Source organism: candidate division WOR-3 bacterium (assembly GCA_039801725.1).
GTDB lineage: Bacteria > Hydrothermota > Tepidihabitantia > Tepidihabitantales > DTDR01 > DTDR01.
This window is the reverse complement of the sequence record JBDRVE010000040.1, coordinates 1-13,490: the sequence shown is the minus strand read 5'-3', so window position 1 is coordinate 13,490 and position 13,490 is coordinate 1. Positions and strand designations below refer to the sequence as shown.

Here is a 13,490-nt window from a genome sequence, read left to right as displayed (position 1 = left end):
TGTAATCTACCAAAGAGGAATTTAAAATCTATACTATAAATTTTCTTGATTTCTTGAAATATTTTGTGTATAAAAATGAAATATCTTTGCTTAATGTAGCCAAAAGAAGAAAGATAAAAAATTTTGAGAACTATGTGAACCTGAATGGATGGACTAATGAATGAAACTACCCGCCAAAATAAATAATAGGGTATATTAAATTAAACCCAATGAATAAACACAGAAAATGATAAGAGTAAGTTATCTATTTTAAAACTCTATATCTTATAAACTTGGAAATCTTCTCTTTTTGGTGTGCTGGCAATGGTGATTTTTTCTTCCCTTATTATCTCTTTGCCTTTTTTGACAAGACAAAAGAATTCTTTTCTTTTATCTTTGGAATAGGCAGTGATTAATTGAAAAACCTTTTCTTGAATCTCGTTTTCGGATGAAAGCAAAACGGGAGCATTAAAATCTTTCGGAATTACTAAAAAGTAATTTTTAACTTCACCAATTTTTATTAACCTCTCATTCTCTTCTTTATCCCGACCAATCACATATTTTTTGCCATCAATTCGAAAATGGCGACCAATCTTTAAAATCTCAATATCTAATAAATCAAAATCTCCTTTCAAATTATCTTTGAAATCTTTTAATCTCTTGGAAAAATTCTCATCCACCAAAAGACAACCGCAAGATGTTGGCGGAACTTCTAAAATACCAAATTCTTGTAGTAATCTTATCTGCTCTTTTCTTTGCCTACCTTTTATTCCGTAAAGTTTTTCTCTATCAATTAAGCCTTTCTCTTCAAAGATTGTTGGTGGTAATAGTTTTTGCGATAATGGTCTTAAAACAATACCTTTTACATCACCTTCTTTCTCAATAATCATTAATTGATGAAGATGTTGACTCATTGGTCTCTGACCTAATACTTCACCGGTAATTAGTAAATCACCTTTTATTTCTTCTAAATATTTCTTTGCCTTTTTAAAAAGATATATCCGACAATCAATACAAGGATTCATTCCCCTGCCATAACCATATTTTGGCTGAAAAACTACTTCTTTTATGTAATCAATACCAGCAAAATCTAATTTAACATTTTTCAAAAAAGAAATCCTACTATCACAGGTTTTCGGACATTTACAAAAAGGTGTCTTTAAATGATAGGGATAAATCTCAATACCAAGTCTCCCACAAATAAGACCGGCTAAAGTAGAATCTAATCCACCGGAATATAATAAAACACCTTTAAGTTTCATTAAATTATATTATATTTTGACTTTTTAAAAAATTCAAATTAAAATAAAAAGATGCCAAGGATATGCGAACTTCCTTTACATTATGGTGAAGCACCAAGATGGCTTTTTTCTTTGATGGTAAGATTAGGTTCAAAGATTATTGAACTTTTTTTAATGGAGAAAGAACCGAGTTTTCTTTTAGAAAAACTTTCTGATCCTTTTTGGTTTCAGGCACTTGGCTGTGTTTTAGGTTTTGATTGGCATTCTTCTGGTCTGACAACAACTGTCTGTGCGGCATTGAAACAGGCAGTAAGAGAACTTAATATCAAAGAAATAATTATTGCTGGTGGTAAAGGAAAGACCGCATTAAATACTCCTAACGAATTGGATGAAATTGGTAATAAATTGGGAATTGATACTTCTCCCTTAATTTTCGCTTCTAAAACGACTGCAAAAATTGATTCGGTTGCCTTACAAGATGGTTACTCTTTATATCATCACACAATTTTTGCGACAAAAGATGGTGAATGGGTTGTTATCCAGCAAGGAATGAATCCCAATACTTCTTTGGCAAGAAGATACCATTGGCATTCAAAGGAGTTGAAAAGTTATGTCTGTGAACCTCATAAGGCAGTTGTCTCTTTAAAATCTCATAAAAAAGTATTAAATTTAGTTGCCTATGAGAATGAGAATATAAGAAAAACAATCTCGGAAATTGCCCAGAGACAGCCAGAAAAAAATATAAAAGATTTATCTTATGTTCTCAGTCTAAAATTACCCAGAGAACATCCGGTAATAATTGAAGATTTTTCTTTGGAAAGATTACATAAAAAATTGAAAAAGATTTATGAAGAGAAGCCAAAAGATTTTTTGTCTTTAATTAGTTTAGAAGGAATAGGGGAGAAGACAATTAGGGCATTAACTTTGATTTCCCATTTAGTTTATAATGAGAATATTAGTTTTCGGGATGTGAGGATTTTTTCTTATGCTCATGGTGGTAAAGACGGTCATCCTTATCCGATTGTAAGGAAGGATTATGAACTCACAATTAATTTATTAGAGAAGGCAATAAAAGAAAGTAAGATTGGCAGAGAAGAAAAAATTTCTGCCCTCAAAAGATTATCAGCAATTTGAAACTTCCTGAAAAGTTTATCTTTCGATACGAAAAGGTTATTCCTGATTTTCCTCACTTTTTAGAATTTTTAGAAAGAAGATTAAGAATTTATATAAGAATAAATCCCTTAAAGGCAAACGAACAAGATAGGGAAGAGATTATAAGAAAGTATGATTGTGAGCCAATACCTTTTTATCCTTATGCCTTTAAGTTAAAAAGCGAAAGGGATGAAGTTTCTATCGGTAATACCTTGGAACATTTTTTAGGTTATATTTATGTCCAAGATATGGCTTCAATGATTCCACCAATTGTTTTGGAACCGAAGAAGTATGAAAAGGTATTAGACTTAACCGCTGCTCCCGGTTCCAAGACGACATTAATTTCGGCATTAATGGAAAATACCGGTTTAATAGTTGCCAATGACATAAATATTGACAGATTAAAAGCATTAACTGGTAATATTGACCGAATGGGCTCTCTAAATGTCGTAATTACTAATTTACACGGTGAAAGATTTGGCAACCTCTTTTATGAATATTTTGATAAAGTCTTGTTAGATGCTCCGTGTAGTAGCGAAGGAACGATTAATAAAAATTATGAAGTCCTAAACCATTGGAGTGAGTTTTATATTAATAAAATGGCAAAAATCCAAAAGAATTTAATTATCTCGGCTTTCAAAAGCCTTAAAAAAGGTGGAACCTTGGTTTATTCTACCTGTACTTTTGCACCGGAAGAGAATGAAGGAGTAATAAATTTTTTATTAAATAAATATGAGAATGCTATTTTAGAAGAGATAAATATTCCTGGTATAAAAATCTGTGAAGGAATTACTAAATGGGAAGGATTTGAGAACGAAGAATTGAAAAAATGTGTAAGGATTTATCCCCATTATAATGAATGTGAAGGTTTTTTTGTCTGTAAGATTAAAAAGATTTAATGAGAAGAGGGAAGATTATTTGGGATTTCTGAAATAATTCCTAATTTTAAATAGATCGGTCTTACCAATCTTCTTATTTCGGGTAATTTAAGAGCAAATAAAATTCCACCAATAATAGCACAGATTCCACCAAATAAAAGGGTATTAGGAGCACCAATAATACTTGCCAATGTTCCTGCCAAAAGACTGCCAAAAGGAGCAATACCAATAAATGCCATTGTATAAAAACTCATTACCCTTCCTCTTTTATCATCTTCGGTAATTGTCTGTAATAAGGTATTGCTACCAGTCATATTTAAAATCATTCCAAAACCAGTAACAATCATCATCAAAAAAGAGAGTAAAAAATTTCGCGAAAGAGAAAAAAGGATTAAACCGAGTCCAAAAATTATTGGTGAAAAAGCAAGAATTCTTCCTAAACCTAAAACCGTTTTTCGAGAAGCAAGATAAAGACCAGCAATCAAAGCACCAATTCCGGAGCCAGCCATCAAAAATCCAAAAGTATAAGCATTACCGTGTAAAATCTTAGAAGCAAAAATAGGCATAAGAATTGTGTAAGGCATACCAACAAGACTTATTAATGCCAAAAGAAGAATGATATATCTTAATGGTGGAAAACCAAAAACATACAAAAAACCCTCTTTCAAATCTTTAAAAAGGGATAAAAACTCTTTTTTATTTTCTCTTCTATTATTACTAATCTTCATTTTCAAAAGAAAGATAATAACAAAAATATAACTAATCGCATTCACTAAAAAACATATTCCTTCATTGGTCAAAGAGATTAATATTCCTGCCAAGGAAGGACCTAAAAGCCGAGCCATATTAACCATTAAGGAGTTTAAGGCAATGGCATTACCCAAATCTTCCTTATTATCAATCAGTTCAATAATAAAAGCCTGCCTCAAAGGCATATCAAAAGCATTAATAATTGCCAGAAAAATACTTAAAATAAATATCTGCCAGATATTTAAAACTTTCAAGATATAAAGAAAGAAAATTATTAAAGCCTGAATCATTGCCAAAACTTGGGTAATAATTAAAGTCTGATATTTATTCCAACGGTCAACCAAAACACCGGCAAAAGGAGTAAACAAAAAAGTGGGCACCTGACCAACAAAACCAACCGCACCTAAAAGAAAAGGAGAATTGGTTAAACGATAGACTAACCAAGGCATTGCCAATCTTTGTATCCAAGTACCAATAAGGGAAATACTTTGACCAGAAAAATAGAGGCGAAAATTGTAATATTTAAAAGAACGAAAAATATTTTTAATGCTTAAAAAATTCACCTTTAATTATAATTAATAAAAAAGAAAAGGCAAATTTTATATTGATATTTTCAAAAAGATAATCTAAAATGAGAAGATGAAAAATATCCGGTTAATATTAATCTTTATCTTGGTCAGCATAACAATTTTCGGTTTGGTTTATTTTTGGCAAACAATTAGGAAAGAAAAAATAAAAATAGAATATTTTCCAATCTACGGCTCTGATGAACAAGCAGAAAAAGAAGAAATAAATTTTTATGTTGCCATACCTAAAAATCTTTCTCTGATAGAAAAATTAAAAATAATTGCTGAGCGGTTATCCCGATTTAAATTTGGTGGTTTACCAATAAATGTTTTAAGAATTGAAGAGAAGAATAATAAAAAAATTGCCATTATTGATTTAAGAGAGTTTATCACTCATGATTCAACTGGTTATTTACCTTCTTGGCGAAAAATGTATTTTCAAGGTTCTACTGGTGGTTATTTTACCAGTTTAACCTTAATTAAATCCTTTTTACAAGAAGATTATAAAGGAGAATGGATTGACGGAGTAAAATTCTATTATGAAGGAAAACCAATATTGGAAGAGGAGTGGGATCATATTTTCTTACATAAAACATTTTACCGATTTGTAAGAGAATATTAAATAAAATTTTTTGACTTTTTTCTTTTATTCTTTTATAATTTTTCTATGAGAATTTTGGTAACCAGTGCCTTACCTTATGCGAATGGCGATATCCATTTAGGTCATTTAGCCGGTTGTTATTTGCCAGCTGATATCTATGTCCGTTATCAAAAGTCAAGAAAAAGAGATTGTATCCATATTTGTGGCACTGATGAGCATGGTGTACCGATTATTATTGCTGCCTTAGAAAAGAAATGCTCGCCCAAAGAAGTGATTGACTATTATTATGAAAGAATAAAAAAAGCCTTTGAAGATTTTGGGATTATCTTTGATAATTTCTCACGCACATCCCTGCCACTTCATCATAAGATTTCCCAAGAATTCTTTTTGAAGATTTATGAAAAAGGCTATATCTACAAAAAAGAGGTGATTCAATTTTATTGTGAGAATTGTAAATTATTTTTAGCCGATAGATATGTTTATGGAACCTGTCCTTTCTGCCAAAATCCCAAGGCACGGGGTGATCAATGTGAAATTTGTGGCCGTTGGCTTGAACCTTTCCAACTAATCTCACCAAAATGTAAAATCTGTAATAATCCACCAGTAGAAAAAAAGACCTTCCATTATTTCTTTGCTTTAAGTAAATTACAAGAAAAATTAAAAAAATGGCTTTTAAAGAAAGATTATTGGAAAGATAATGTCAAAAAATTTTCTTTAGGTTTATTAAATCAAGGATTAGAAGACCGAGCGATTAGTCGAGATTTACCTTGGGGAGTAAAAATCCCCTTGGAAGAAGCCGAGAATAAAGTTTTATATGTTTGGTTTGACGCGCCGATTGGTTATATCTCTTCCACAATTGAATGGGCAGAAAAGAATAATAAAGGTGATTTATGGAAGGAATATTGGTTAAATCCGGAAACAAGATTAATCCATTTTATTGGTAAAGATAATATTATTTTTCACGCTTTAATCTGGCCAGCAATGCTAATGGCACACGGTGATTATATCCTTCCTTATCATATTCCGGCAAATGAGTTTCTAAATTTAGAAGGCAGAAAATTATCAACATCAGAAAATTGGGCGGTTTGGCTTATTGATTATCTAAAAGAATTCCCACCGGACTTGCTCCGTTATACTTTGGCAAGCAATTTACCAGAAACAAGCGATATTGATTTTACTTGGAAAGACTTTCAGATAAAAGCAAATAATGAATTGGCTGATATTTTAGGAAATTTTGTTAATCGGGTTTTATTATTCATTAAAAGAAATCTAAAAGGAAAAGTACCGGAAGATTGGGAATTAGCCAATGAAGTTTTGGAAACAATTAAAGAAGTAAAAATAAGGGCAGAAAATTTTATTGAAAATTTTGAGATTAAGAATGGCTTAAAAGAATTAATGAAATTACCCTCTTTTGGTAATCAGTATTTTGATTACCAAGCACCCTGGCAAAGTGTAAAAAGTGATTTAAAAAAATGTGAAAAGACTATTGCCAACTGTTTAATTTTAATTAAAAGTATTGAAGTTCTTTTTCGACCTTACTTACCCTTTACTTGTGAGAAAATTAGAAATTTCTTAGATTTAGAAAAATTTGAATGGGATGATGTTTTAGAAAAAGAGTTTTTATTAAGAAAGCCTATTTTAAAAGAAGTAGAAATATTGTTTAACAAAATTCCTAATGAAAAAATTGAATTACAATTAAAGAAATTAAAAGGAGGAAAAATGGAAATTACCATTGAAGATTTTAAAAAACTTGATTTAAGAGTGGGCAGAGTACTTAATTGTGAAAGAGTAAAAGGAACCGATAAGTTATTAGTTTTCGAAATAGATATTGGTAATGAGTTAAGACAGATTGTTGCCGGAATTGGTAATACCTATGAACCAAAAGATTTGATTGGTAAAAATGTTATTGTGGTATGCAATCTCCAACCAATAAAAATTAAAGGTATTGAATCTAATGGTATGATTTTGGCAGTCGGCGAAGAAAAAGCGATTGCTATCTTGACTACAGATAAAGATGTTCCTCCCGGTAGTATTGTTAGATAAATGTTTTGTGATATCCACGCCCATCTAACAGAAGAGGATTACAAATTAGATTTTCCATTAGTAATTGAAAGAGCAAAGAAAGAGGGAGTTAATTTAATTATTTTAGTAGGTATTGATTTAGAAGATAGTAGGAAACTAATTGAAATTATAAAACAAGATAAAATTCTTTACGGTAATGTCGGTATTCATCCTCACGAGGCTGACCGAGTAAGAGAAGAAGATATCAAAGAAATTTATAAATTATTGAAAGAAGAAAAAATTTGTGGCATCGGTGAAATTGGTTTAGATTTTTATAAGAATTATTCTCAAAAAGAAAATCAAATAAAAGTTTTTAAAGAACTAGTAAAGATTGCTAAAGAATTTGATTTGCCAATGAATATCCATCTGCGCGAAAGTCATCGAGAAGGTCTTAAAATTTTGAAAGAAATAAATTATTTTAAAGGTGTATTACATTGTTTTTCTGGCAATGAAGAGATTTTAAAAACGGCTATTGATTTAGGTCTTTATATATCTTATTCCGGAGTAATCACTTTTGGTAGTCAAAGATTAGAAAAACTTTTAAAGAAAACGCCTTTAGATAGATTATTATTAGAAACTGATGCTCCTTATTTAACACCGGTTCCGAAAAGAGGGGAGAGGAATGAACCTACCTATATTAAATATATTTATCAAAAAGTGAGCGAAATTTTAGAAATCGAATTAAAAGAATTAGAAAAGAAAGTTGAAGAAAATGCTAAAAGACTTTTCGCAATTAATTAAAAGAGTAAAACCAAAAAAATCCTTATCCCAAGTCTTTTTAAAGAATAAAAAGATTGCCCAAAGGATAATAGATTCTTTAGAGTTAAGAGGTGATGAAACTGTTTTGGAAATTGGTGTTGGTGACGGAATTCTAACTGAACAGTTAGTAAATAAAACAAAATTTGTCTACGGAATAGAAATTGATAAAAGATTGGTTGACCTCTTATTAGAGAAATTTAAAAATATAGAAAATTTGGAGTTAATTTGTAAAGATATTTTACAATATGATATTAGTGATAAAAAAGATTTAATAATTGTCGGCAATATTCCTTTTAGTATCTCTACACCACTTATTTTTTGGCTATTAAAATACCGTAACCATTTTCAAAAAGCAGTGCTCTCTTTCCAAAAAGAGTTTGCTTTCAAATTATTGGCAAAAATTAAAACTAAAGATTACTCACCAATAACTATTATAACCGATAATTTTTTTATTAAAAAAAGCCTTTTTGTAATTGAAAGAAAATATTTTTCACCACCACCAAAAGTTTCCGCAATGGTAATGTTGATTATTCCGCGAGAAAGACCTTTTTATGATGTTGATTATGAAAGTTTCTTTAGATTTTTGAGAAAGATTTTTTCTCAGCGAAGAAAAAAATTAGTAAATATTATTTCTAATAATTTTGGTAAAGAAAAATTGGAAATTTTAAAAGAATTATCTATTGATTTAACTAAAAGACCAGAGGAGATTGAGTTAAAAGAGTATTATCTTCTTTTTACTAATCTTGCCAAATAATCTCACCTTTCTTATAAACTGCTTTAATTTTTATATTATAATTCTCAACAGGCAAATCTTCTAATACTACTAAATCGGCATCATAACCTTTTTTAATCTCTCCTTTTCTATCTTCTAAAAATACTCCGTAAGCACCATTTTTAGTAAATAAATCTATTGCTTCATTCAAATTAATTCTTTCTTTTTCATTTGGATGATTAAGTGCCGAGTAAATTCCTAACAAAGGATTCGGCGGTGTAATCGGTGCATCAGAGCCACCAATTAAAATAATATTTTCATTAAGTAAACTACGATAAGGATTAGTAAACTTTATTCTATCTCCTAATCTCTTTTCGTATAATTTGCCCTTTCCGCCCCAAAAATATTCAAAAGCAGGTTGGCAAGAGATAACTAAATTCAATTTTTTTATTTTTCTTATTAATTCATTATTTAAAACTTCACAATGCTCAATTCGGTGTCTCAAACTATTTTCTTTCAGAAATTTTTCGTAAATATTAACTACCTGCTCAATTGCCCTATCACCAATCGCGTGAACAGCGGTTTGTAAACTTTCATTATCAGCATCTCTTAAAAATTTATAAAGTTCCTCATCAGTAAAATAAAGAATCCCAGAAGTATTAGGATTATCGTTATAAGGCTCAGAAAGGGCAGCCGTATAAGAAGATAATGAACCATCAATCAAAATACAGCCACCAATTCTTTTTAATCCTAAACTTTTAACTTTCTTAATATCTTTTATCTGTGGGAAAATTATTATTTCTGTTTGGAAACCATCTAAATTTTCTAAAAGAATTTCATAAGAGTTGTCTTCTTCTTCGCCAACCATTGCACATAAAGTGGTAATACCGTTTTTGATAACATTCTTTTCTGCTTCTCGGAAGGCGAAAATTTTTATATCGGAAGGTAAATTTTTTTTGTAATATTTATGGACTATTTCGTTTGCTTCTCCACGTAAAACTCCGGTCGGCTCTTTATATCGGTCTAATTCCATTCCGGAAACAATATTTTGGTCAAAAATTTTTACTAATCCATAAGTATTTAAAATAGTTGTATGACCATCTATTTGAGAAATTATCAAAGTTTTCTTATCAACAATTTTATCCAATTCTTTTCTTCTCGGATATCTTTTTTCTTTTATTTTTTCCAAATCAAAATTAAAGAATATCAAAAAAGGTAAATAAGCAAGATTCTTTTTTGCCTCGGCAATTGTGTCAAAAAGGTCATTAAGAGAAGAAATTTGGGAGAGGTTAGGAAAAATGTTCAAAAGTCCTAACTCCAAAAGATGAATGTGAGAATCAATAAAGCCTGGTAAAATATAATAATTCTCATAATCAATCATTGGATAATTAGGAATTTCTTTTGTAAGAAATATTTCCCAGATTTTTTTATTTTTAATTAAAAGATATCCCTTTTGGAATTTACCATCCAAATAGATATTTCCTTTAATTAAGAATTCCATCACTATTTTCTTACTAACTTTCCTAATACTTCAATATGATAAGTTTGGGGAAACATATCAAAAAGTTCAATCGCCTCAATTTCATAACCGATTTCTAAAATCCTTTTTAAATCCCGAGAAAAGGTTGCCGGATTGCAAGAGATATATAAAATAATTCTTGGTTTAATCCTTTTTAAATGCTTAATTACTTTTTCATCTACTCCTTTTCGGGGCGGGTCTAAAATTACTTTATCAATATTATCAAAACTATCTAAAACGTCTTCACATTTTCCTAAAAGAAAATTTACATTGAGACAATTATTTATTAATTTATTAAAAAGAGCATCTTCATAAGCACTTCTTTCACTTTCAATGCCAGTTATTTCTTTCACATAAAGAGATAAGATAATGCTAAAAATTCCAACACCGGAATATAAATCTAAGATTCGGTCGTTTTCTTCTGGTTCAATTAATTCAATAATTCTTTTAATCAAAAGCTCAGTGGCTTCATAATGATTTTGAAAAAAAGAATTTGCCGATATCCGAAATTTTTTATTAAGTAATTCTTCAAAATAATAATCCCGACCAAAAATCGTTAAAAAGTTGTCCGTAAGAATTCGATTGGTAGGGATAGGGTTAATATTAAAAAGAAACCCAATTATTTTTTCTCGTATTTCTTTGGGTAAGAAATCATAAAATTTATCAATTTCTTTCTCATAAAATCTTCCCACAATAATCAATAAAATTTCATTAGTTTTCACACCAGTGCGCATCACCAAAAATCTCAGATTTCCACTTTTTTTATTCTCCTTATAAATTTCTAAATTACTATTTTTAAGGAATTCTATTAGATAATTTTTTATTTCGTCGAACTCTTCTCGATTAATAGAACAATTAGGAGTTTCTATAATATTATGGGTACCCTTTTGATAATATCCAATTAAAATTTTTTCTTGATTTTCCCCAAGCATCATCTGGACCTTATTTCGATAGTGCCAACAAGAAACCGGCAAAGGATTTTTGGGAGGAAAATAAATTTTACTCAAGTGTTGTAAACAATCATTCACTATTAATTTTTTTAAAACCAATTGATAAAAATATTCGGCTTGTTGAAAATCACAACCACCACATTTTGTAAACACCGGACATCTTGGCTTCACTCTAAAAGGAGAAGGTTCTAATATTTCTGAAATCTCACCCAACCAATAATGTTTTTTCTTTTCTTTGACTTTTATTAACAATCTTTCTTCTGGTAAAGAATAGGGGACAAAGACTTTTATCCCTTGATACTCTCCTAAACCAAAACCGCCAAAGATAACCTTATCAATTTTCAATTCAATTACCATTGAGAAAAAAGTTGTCGATAGATTTCATTTGTAATCTTCTTCATTAACTCTTTTACCACCTTCTCTTCATCTTCTTCTACAGAATAATTTAAAAATTGGGTTATCAAACTATTAAACACGGTTTTTTCGGTATCTTTTTCTTCGCCTTTTACTTGACAAGAAATAATTATTTGCCACTCGCTAATATTTTGGAAAGCATCATAAACTGCTGGTTTTTTCTCATAATTCTCAATTACTCCGGAAATAATTAATTCTGCTTCTTGTAAGGTTACTAACTTTATTTGAGGAATACTTTTAAAATAATTTTCTAACTCTTCGGTAAGGATCACTTCCAACATTGGTTTTAATGTTTTATTTTCAATAAAAGAAATTGCGATCTTTTTATAAGCGAAATGAGAAGGAATTCGTGTTGTATAACCACATTTCAAAATAGTTAAACCTAAAAGTAGTAAAGAAAAATATTTCATAAGATATATTATAAAATTATTAAACAATTTATCAATAGAATTTATTTATTGATTTTTAAAGAAATTTTAGTATTTTATATAAATGGAAAAAAATAATAAAGAAAGTTTGGTATTGGCTGCTTTAAGTTATTTCCCTTTTTTTGGTCTTATTCCAATAATCTTTACTAAAGAAGATGAATTTGCCTGCCATCATGCTAAACAAGGTTTAACTTTATTTATTCTTTTACTAATCATTACATTTTCTATTTGGATATTTCATTTTATATTCGCCAATCTTTTGGGACAAATCTTTATTATTGGCTTAATTTTTAAAATTATTGCTTGGATAATTAAAAATGTTATAGGAATAATTATTGGCATATTATATCTTTATTTAGTTTTTGTTGGTTTTATAAATGCCTGGCGCGGAAACTATTGGGAAATTCCCTTTGTTAAGCCTTTAAGCGAGAAAATTATAAGAATTTAACATCTATATAAAATATATAAGTTCTGGTAATATATATTATGTAAACTATAAAACTTTAAAATTATCTACTCTTATATACGACACCTAATAAAGACTTTTTTCCTCCTTTATATTTTCCAATTTGAACATTTAATTCTTTTATAAGATTTTTTTAACAAATTATCTTAATTATTTTTTACAAACTTATATTTTAAAAAGTACAATAAGATTTTTTTAAGTCAATAAGAAAAAGATATATTTTTGGTATTTTTATTTATATCCTAATTAGTATAGTAGATAGTCATAGGGATAACCCTATACCTATCTAAGTCTTTGATTTGTAAGAACTTATAGGTATATACCCCCTACCCCTATACTTTATATTTATAGGAATTTTGGTTTTTCGTAATTGGGTGCTTCTTTGGTGATTATAATATCGTGGGGATGGCTCTCTTTTAAACCAGAATAAGTAATTCTTACAAATCTTGCTTTTTTCCTTAATTCATTAAGATTTTTTGCCCCGACATAACCCATACCGGCTTTTAAGCCGCCAATTAATTGGAAAATGACTTCAGAAACTTTACCACGATAAGGAACAAGACCTTCTATTCCTTCAGGAACAAATTTTTTTGCTTCTTCTTGGAAGTATCTGTCTTTGGAACCTGCTTTCATTGCACTTAATGAGCCCATTGCCCGATAAATCTTATATCTTCTTCCTTCTAATAATATTTCTTCACCAGGACTTTCATCAGTTCCAGCAAAAAGATTTCCAATCATTACACTATCGGCTCCACAGGCTAATGCTTTTACAATATCACCAGAATATCTAATTCCACCATCAGCAATTAAGGGAATTTTATATTTTTTTAAAATTTTGCTTGTTTCGATAATAGCAGTTATCTGGGGAACACCAACACCAGCAACTACTCTTGTTGTACAAATTGAACCTGGTCCAATTCCTACTTTCACTGCATCCACATCTAATTTTATTAAATCTAAACAAGCCTCAGCAGTAGCAACATTGCCAACTACCAATTGAATATCAGGAAATTT

13 protein-coding genes are annotated in these 13,490 nt (G+C 29.6%); 7 read left to right on the top strand and 6 right to left on the bottom strand.

The window, feature by feature from the left end:
• Positions 1-257 precede the first annotated feature (257 nt).
• Positions 258-1,241, bottom strand: coding sequence for a hypothetical protein (locus ABIK75_07310; GenBank protein MEO0090892.1), 984 nt, complete (start codon positions 1,239-1,241; stop codon positions 258-260).
• Positions 1,242-1,292: 51 nt separating this feature from the next.
• Here ABIK75_07310 and ABIK75_07305 point away from each other — a divergent pair, with 51 nt between their 5' ends.
• Both ABIK75_07305 and ABIK75_07300 read left to right on the top strand, forming a co-directional pair.
• The gene (locus ABIK75_07305; protein MEO0090891.1) at positions 1,293-2,354 is read left to right on the top strand and encodes a DUF763 domain-containing protein; all 1,062 of its coding nucleotides are present in this window, start codon (positions 1,293-1,295) and stop codon (positions 2,352-2,354) included.
• Positions 2,351-3,271, top strand: coding sequence for an RsmB/NOP family class I SAM-dependent RNA methyltransferase (locus tag ABIK75_07300; protein ID MEO0090890.1), 921 nt, complete (start codon positions 2,351-2,353; stop codon positions 3,269-3,271). Before ABIK75_07305 ends, ABIK75_07300 begins: the two co-directional genes overlap by 4 nt.
• Here ABIK75_07300 and ABIK75_07295 read toward each other — a convergent pair.
• Positions 3,268-4,563 carry an MFS transporter gene (locus ABIK75_07295; GenBank protein ID MEO0090889.1) on the bottom strand — a complete coding sequence of 432 codons (1,296 nt, stop codon included), beginning with the start codon at positions 4,561-4,563 and terminating at the stop codon, positions 3,268-3,270. The two genes, ABIK75_07300 and ABIK75_07295, sit on opposite strands and share 4 nt — an antisense overlap.
• A gap of 76 nt (positions 4,564-4,639) precedes the next feature.
• On the opposite strand from ABIK75_07295, the gene ABIK75_07290 reads away from it, so the two are divergent.
• From ABIK75_07290 to rsmA, 4 genes are read left to right on the top strand one after another with little or no spacing between them, the layout of a single operon-like run.
• Positions 4,640-5,188 carry a hypothetical protein gene (locus tag ABIK75_07290; GenBank protein ID MEO0090888.1) on the top strand — a complete coding sequence of 183 codons (549 nt, stop codon included), beginning with the start codon at positions 4,640-4,642 and terminating at the stop codon, positions 5,186-5,188.
• Positions 5,189-5,233: 45 nt separating this feature from the next.
• A complete protein-coding gene (gene metG / locus ABIK75_07285) occupies positions 5,234-7,210 on the top strand; it encodes a methionine--tRNA ligase (GenBank protein ID MEO0090887.1) in 1,977 nt (658 codons plus the stop codon).
• A complete protein-coding gene (locus tag ABIK75_07280; protein ID MEO0090886.1) occupies positions 7,211-7,969 on the top strand; it encodes a TatD family hydrolase in 759 nt (252 codons plus the stop codon). It abuts the gene before it with no gap.
• Entirely contained in the window at positions 7,941-8,741 is an 801-nt protein-coding gene (gene rsmA / locus ABIK75_07275; protein MEO0090885.1) for a 16S rRNA (adenine(1518)-N(6)/adenine(1519)-N(6))-dimethyltransferase RsmA, read from the top strand. Before ABIK75_07280 ends, rsmA begins: the two co-directional genes overlap by 29 nt.
• Here the strand turns inward: rsmA and ABIK75_07270 are convergent.
• From ABIK75_07270 to lptE, 3 genes are read right to left on the bottom strand one after another with little or no spacing between them, the layout of a single operon-like run.
• Complete coding sequence (locus tag ABIK75_07270) at positions 8,725-10,200, bottom strand: amidohydrolase (GenBank protein MEO0090884.1); 1,476 nt, start codon at positions 10,198-10,200, stop codon at positions 8,725-8,727. The genes rsmA and ABIK75_07270 overlap by 17 nt on opposite strands.
• A 2-nt stretch (positions 10,201-10,202) precedes the next feature.
• Positions 10,203-11,525 (bottom strand): 23S rRNA (uracil(1939)-C(5))-methyltransferase RlmD, encoded by a 1,323-nt coding sequence (gene rlmD / locus ABIK75_07265; protein MEO0090883.1) that lies wholly within the window; start codon positions 11,523-11,525, stop codon positions 10,203-10,205.
• Positions 11,519-11,992, bottom strand: coding sequence for an LPS assembly lipoprotein LptE (lptE, locus tag ABIK75_07260; protein ID MEO0090882.1), 474 nt, complete (start codon positions 11,990-11,992; stop codon positions 11,519-11,521). The genes rlmD and lptE overlap by 7 nt, the downstream gene beginning before the upstream one ends.
• 82 nt (positions 11,993-12,074) lie before the next feature.
• Between lptE and ABIK75_07255 the strand changes: the two genes are divergently transcribed.
• Positions 12,075-12,458: a hypothetical protein gene (locus tag ABIK75_07255; GenBank protein ID MEO0090881.1), complete on the top strand. Its 384-nt coding sequence runs from the start codon at positions 12,075-12,077 to the stop codon at positions 12,456-12,458.
• Between the two features lie 363 nt (positions 12,459-12,821).
• On the opposite strand, the gene ABIK75_07250 is transcribed toward ABIK75_07255, so the two are convergent.
• Positions 12,822-13,490: IMP dehydrogenase (locus ABIK75_07250; protein MEO0090880.1), on the bottom strand; the 669-nt coding region annotated here is incomplete at its 5' end.

Bases quoted from the DNA above. Each gene is read 5' to 3' on its own strand.
- ABIK75_07290 (MEO0090888.1), top strand. From the start codon at position 4,640: ATGAAAAATATCCGGTTAATATTAATCTTTATCTTGGTCAGCATAACA.
- metG (MEO0090887.1), top strand. From the start codon at position 5,234: ATGAGAATTTTGGTAACCAGTGCCTTACCTTATGCGAATGGCGATATC.
- ABIK75_07270 (MEO0090884.1), bottom strand. From the start codon at position 10,200: ATGGAATTCTTAATTAAAGGAAATATCTATTTGGATGGTAAATTCCAA.
- ABIK75_07305 (MEO0090891.1), top strand. From the start codon at position 1,293: ATGCCAAGGATATGCGAACTTCCTTTACATTATGGTGAAGCACCAAGA.
- ABIK75_07280 (MEO0090886.1), top strand. From the start codon at position 7,211: ATGTTTTGTGATATCCACGCCCATCTAACAGAAGAGGATTACAAATTA.
- lptE (MEO0090882.1), bottom strand. From the start codon at position 11,992: ATGAAATATTTTTCTTTACTACTTTTAGGTTTAACTATTTTGAAATGT.
- rsmA (MEO0090885.1), top strand. From the start codon at position 7,941: ATGCTAAAAGACTTTTCGCAATTAATTAAAAGAGTAAAACCAAAAAAA.
- rlmD (MEO0090883.1), bottom strand. From the start codon at position 11,525: ATGGTAATTGAATTGAAAATTGATAAGGTTATCTTTGGCGGTTTTGGT.
- ABIK75_07255 (MEO0090881.1), top strand. From the start codon at position 12,075: ATGGAAAAAAATAATAAAGAAAGTTTGGTATTGGCTGCTTTAAGTTAT.
- ABIK75_07310 (MEO0090892.1), bottom strand. From the start codon at position 1,241: ATGAAACTTAAAGGTGTTTTATTATATTCCGGTGGATTAGATTCTACT.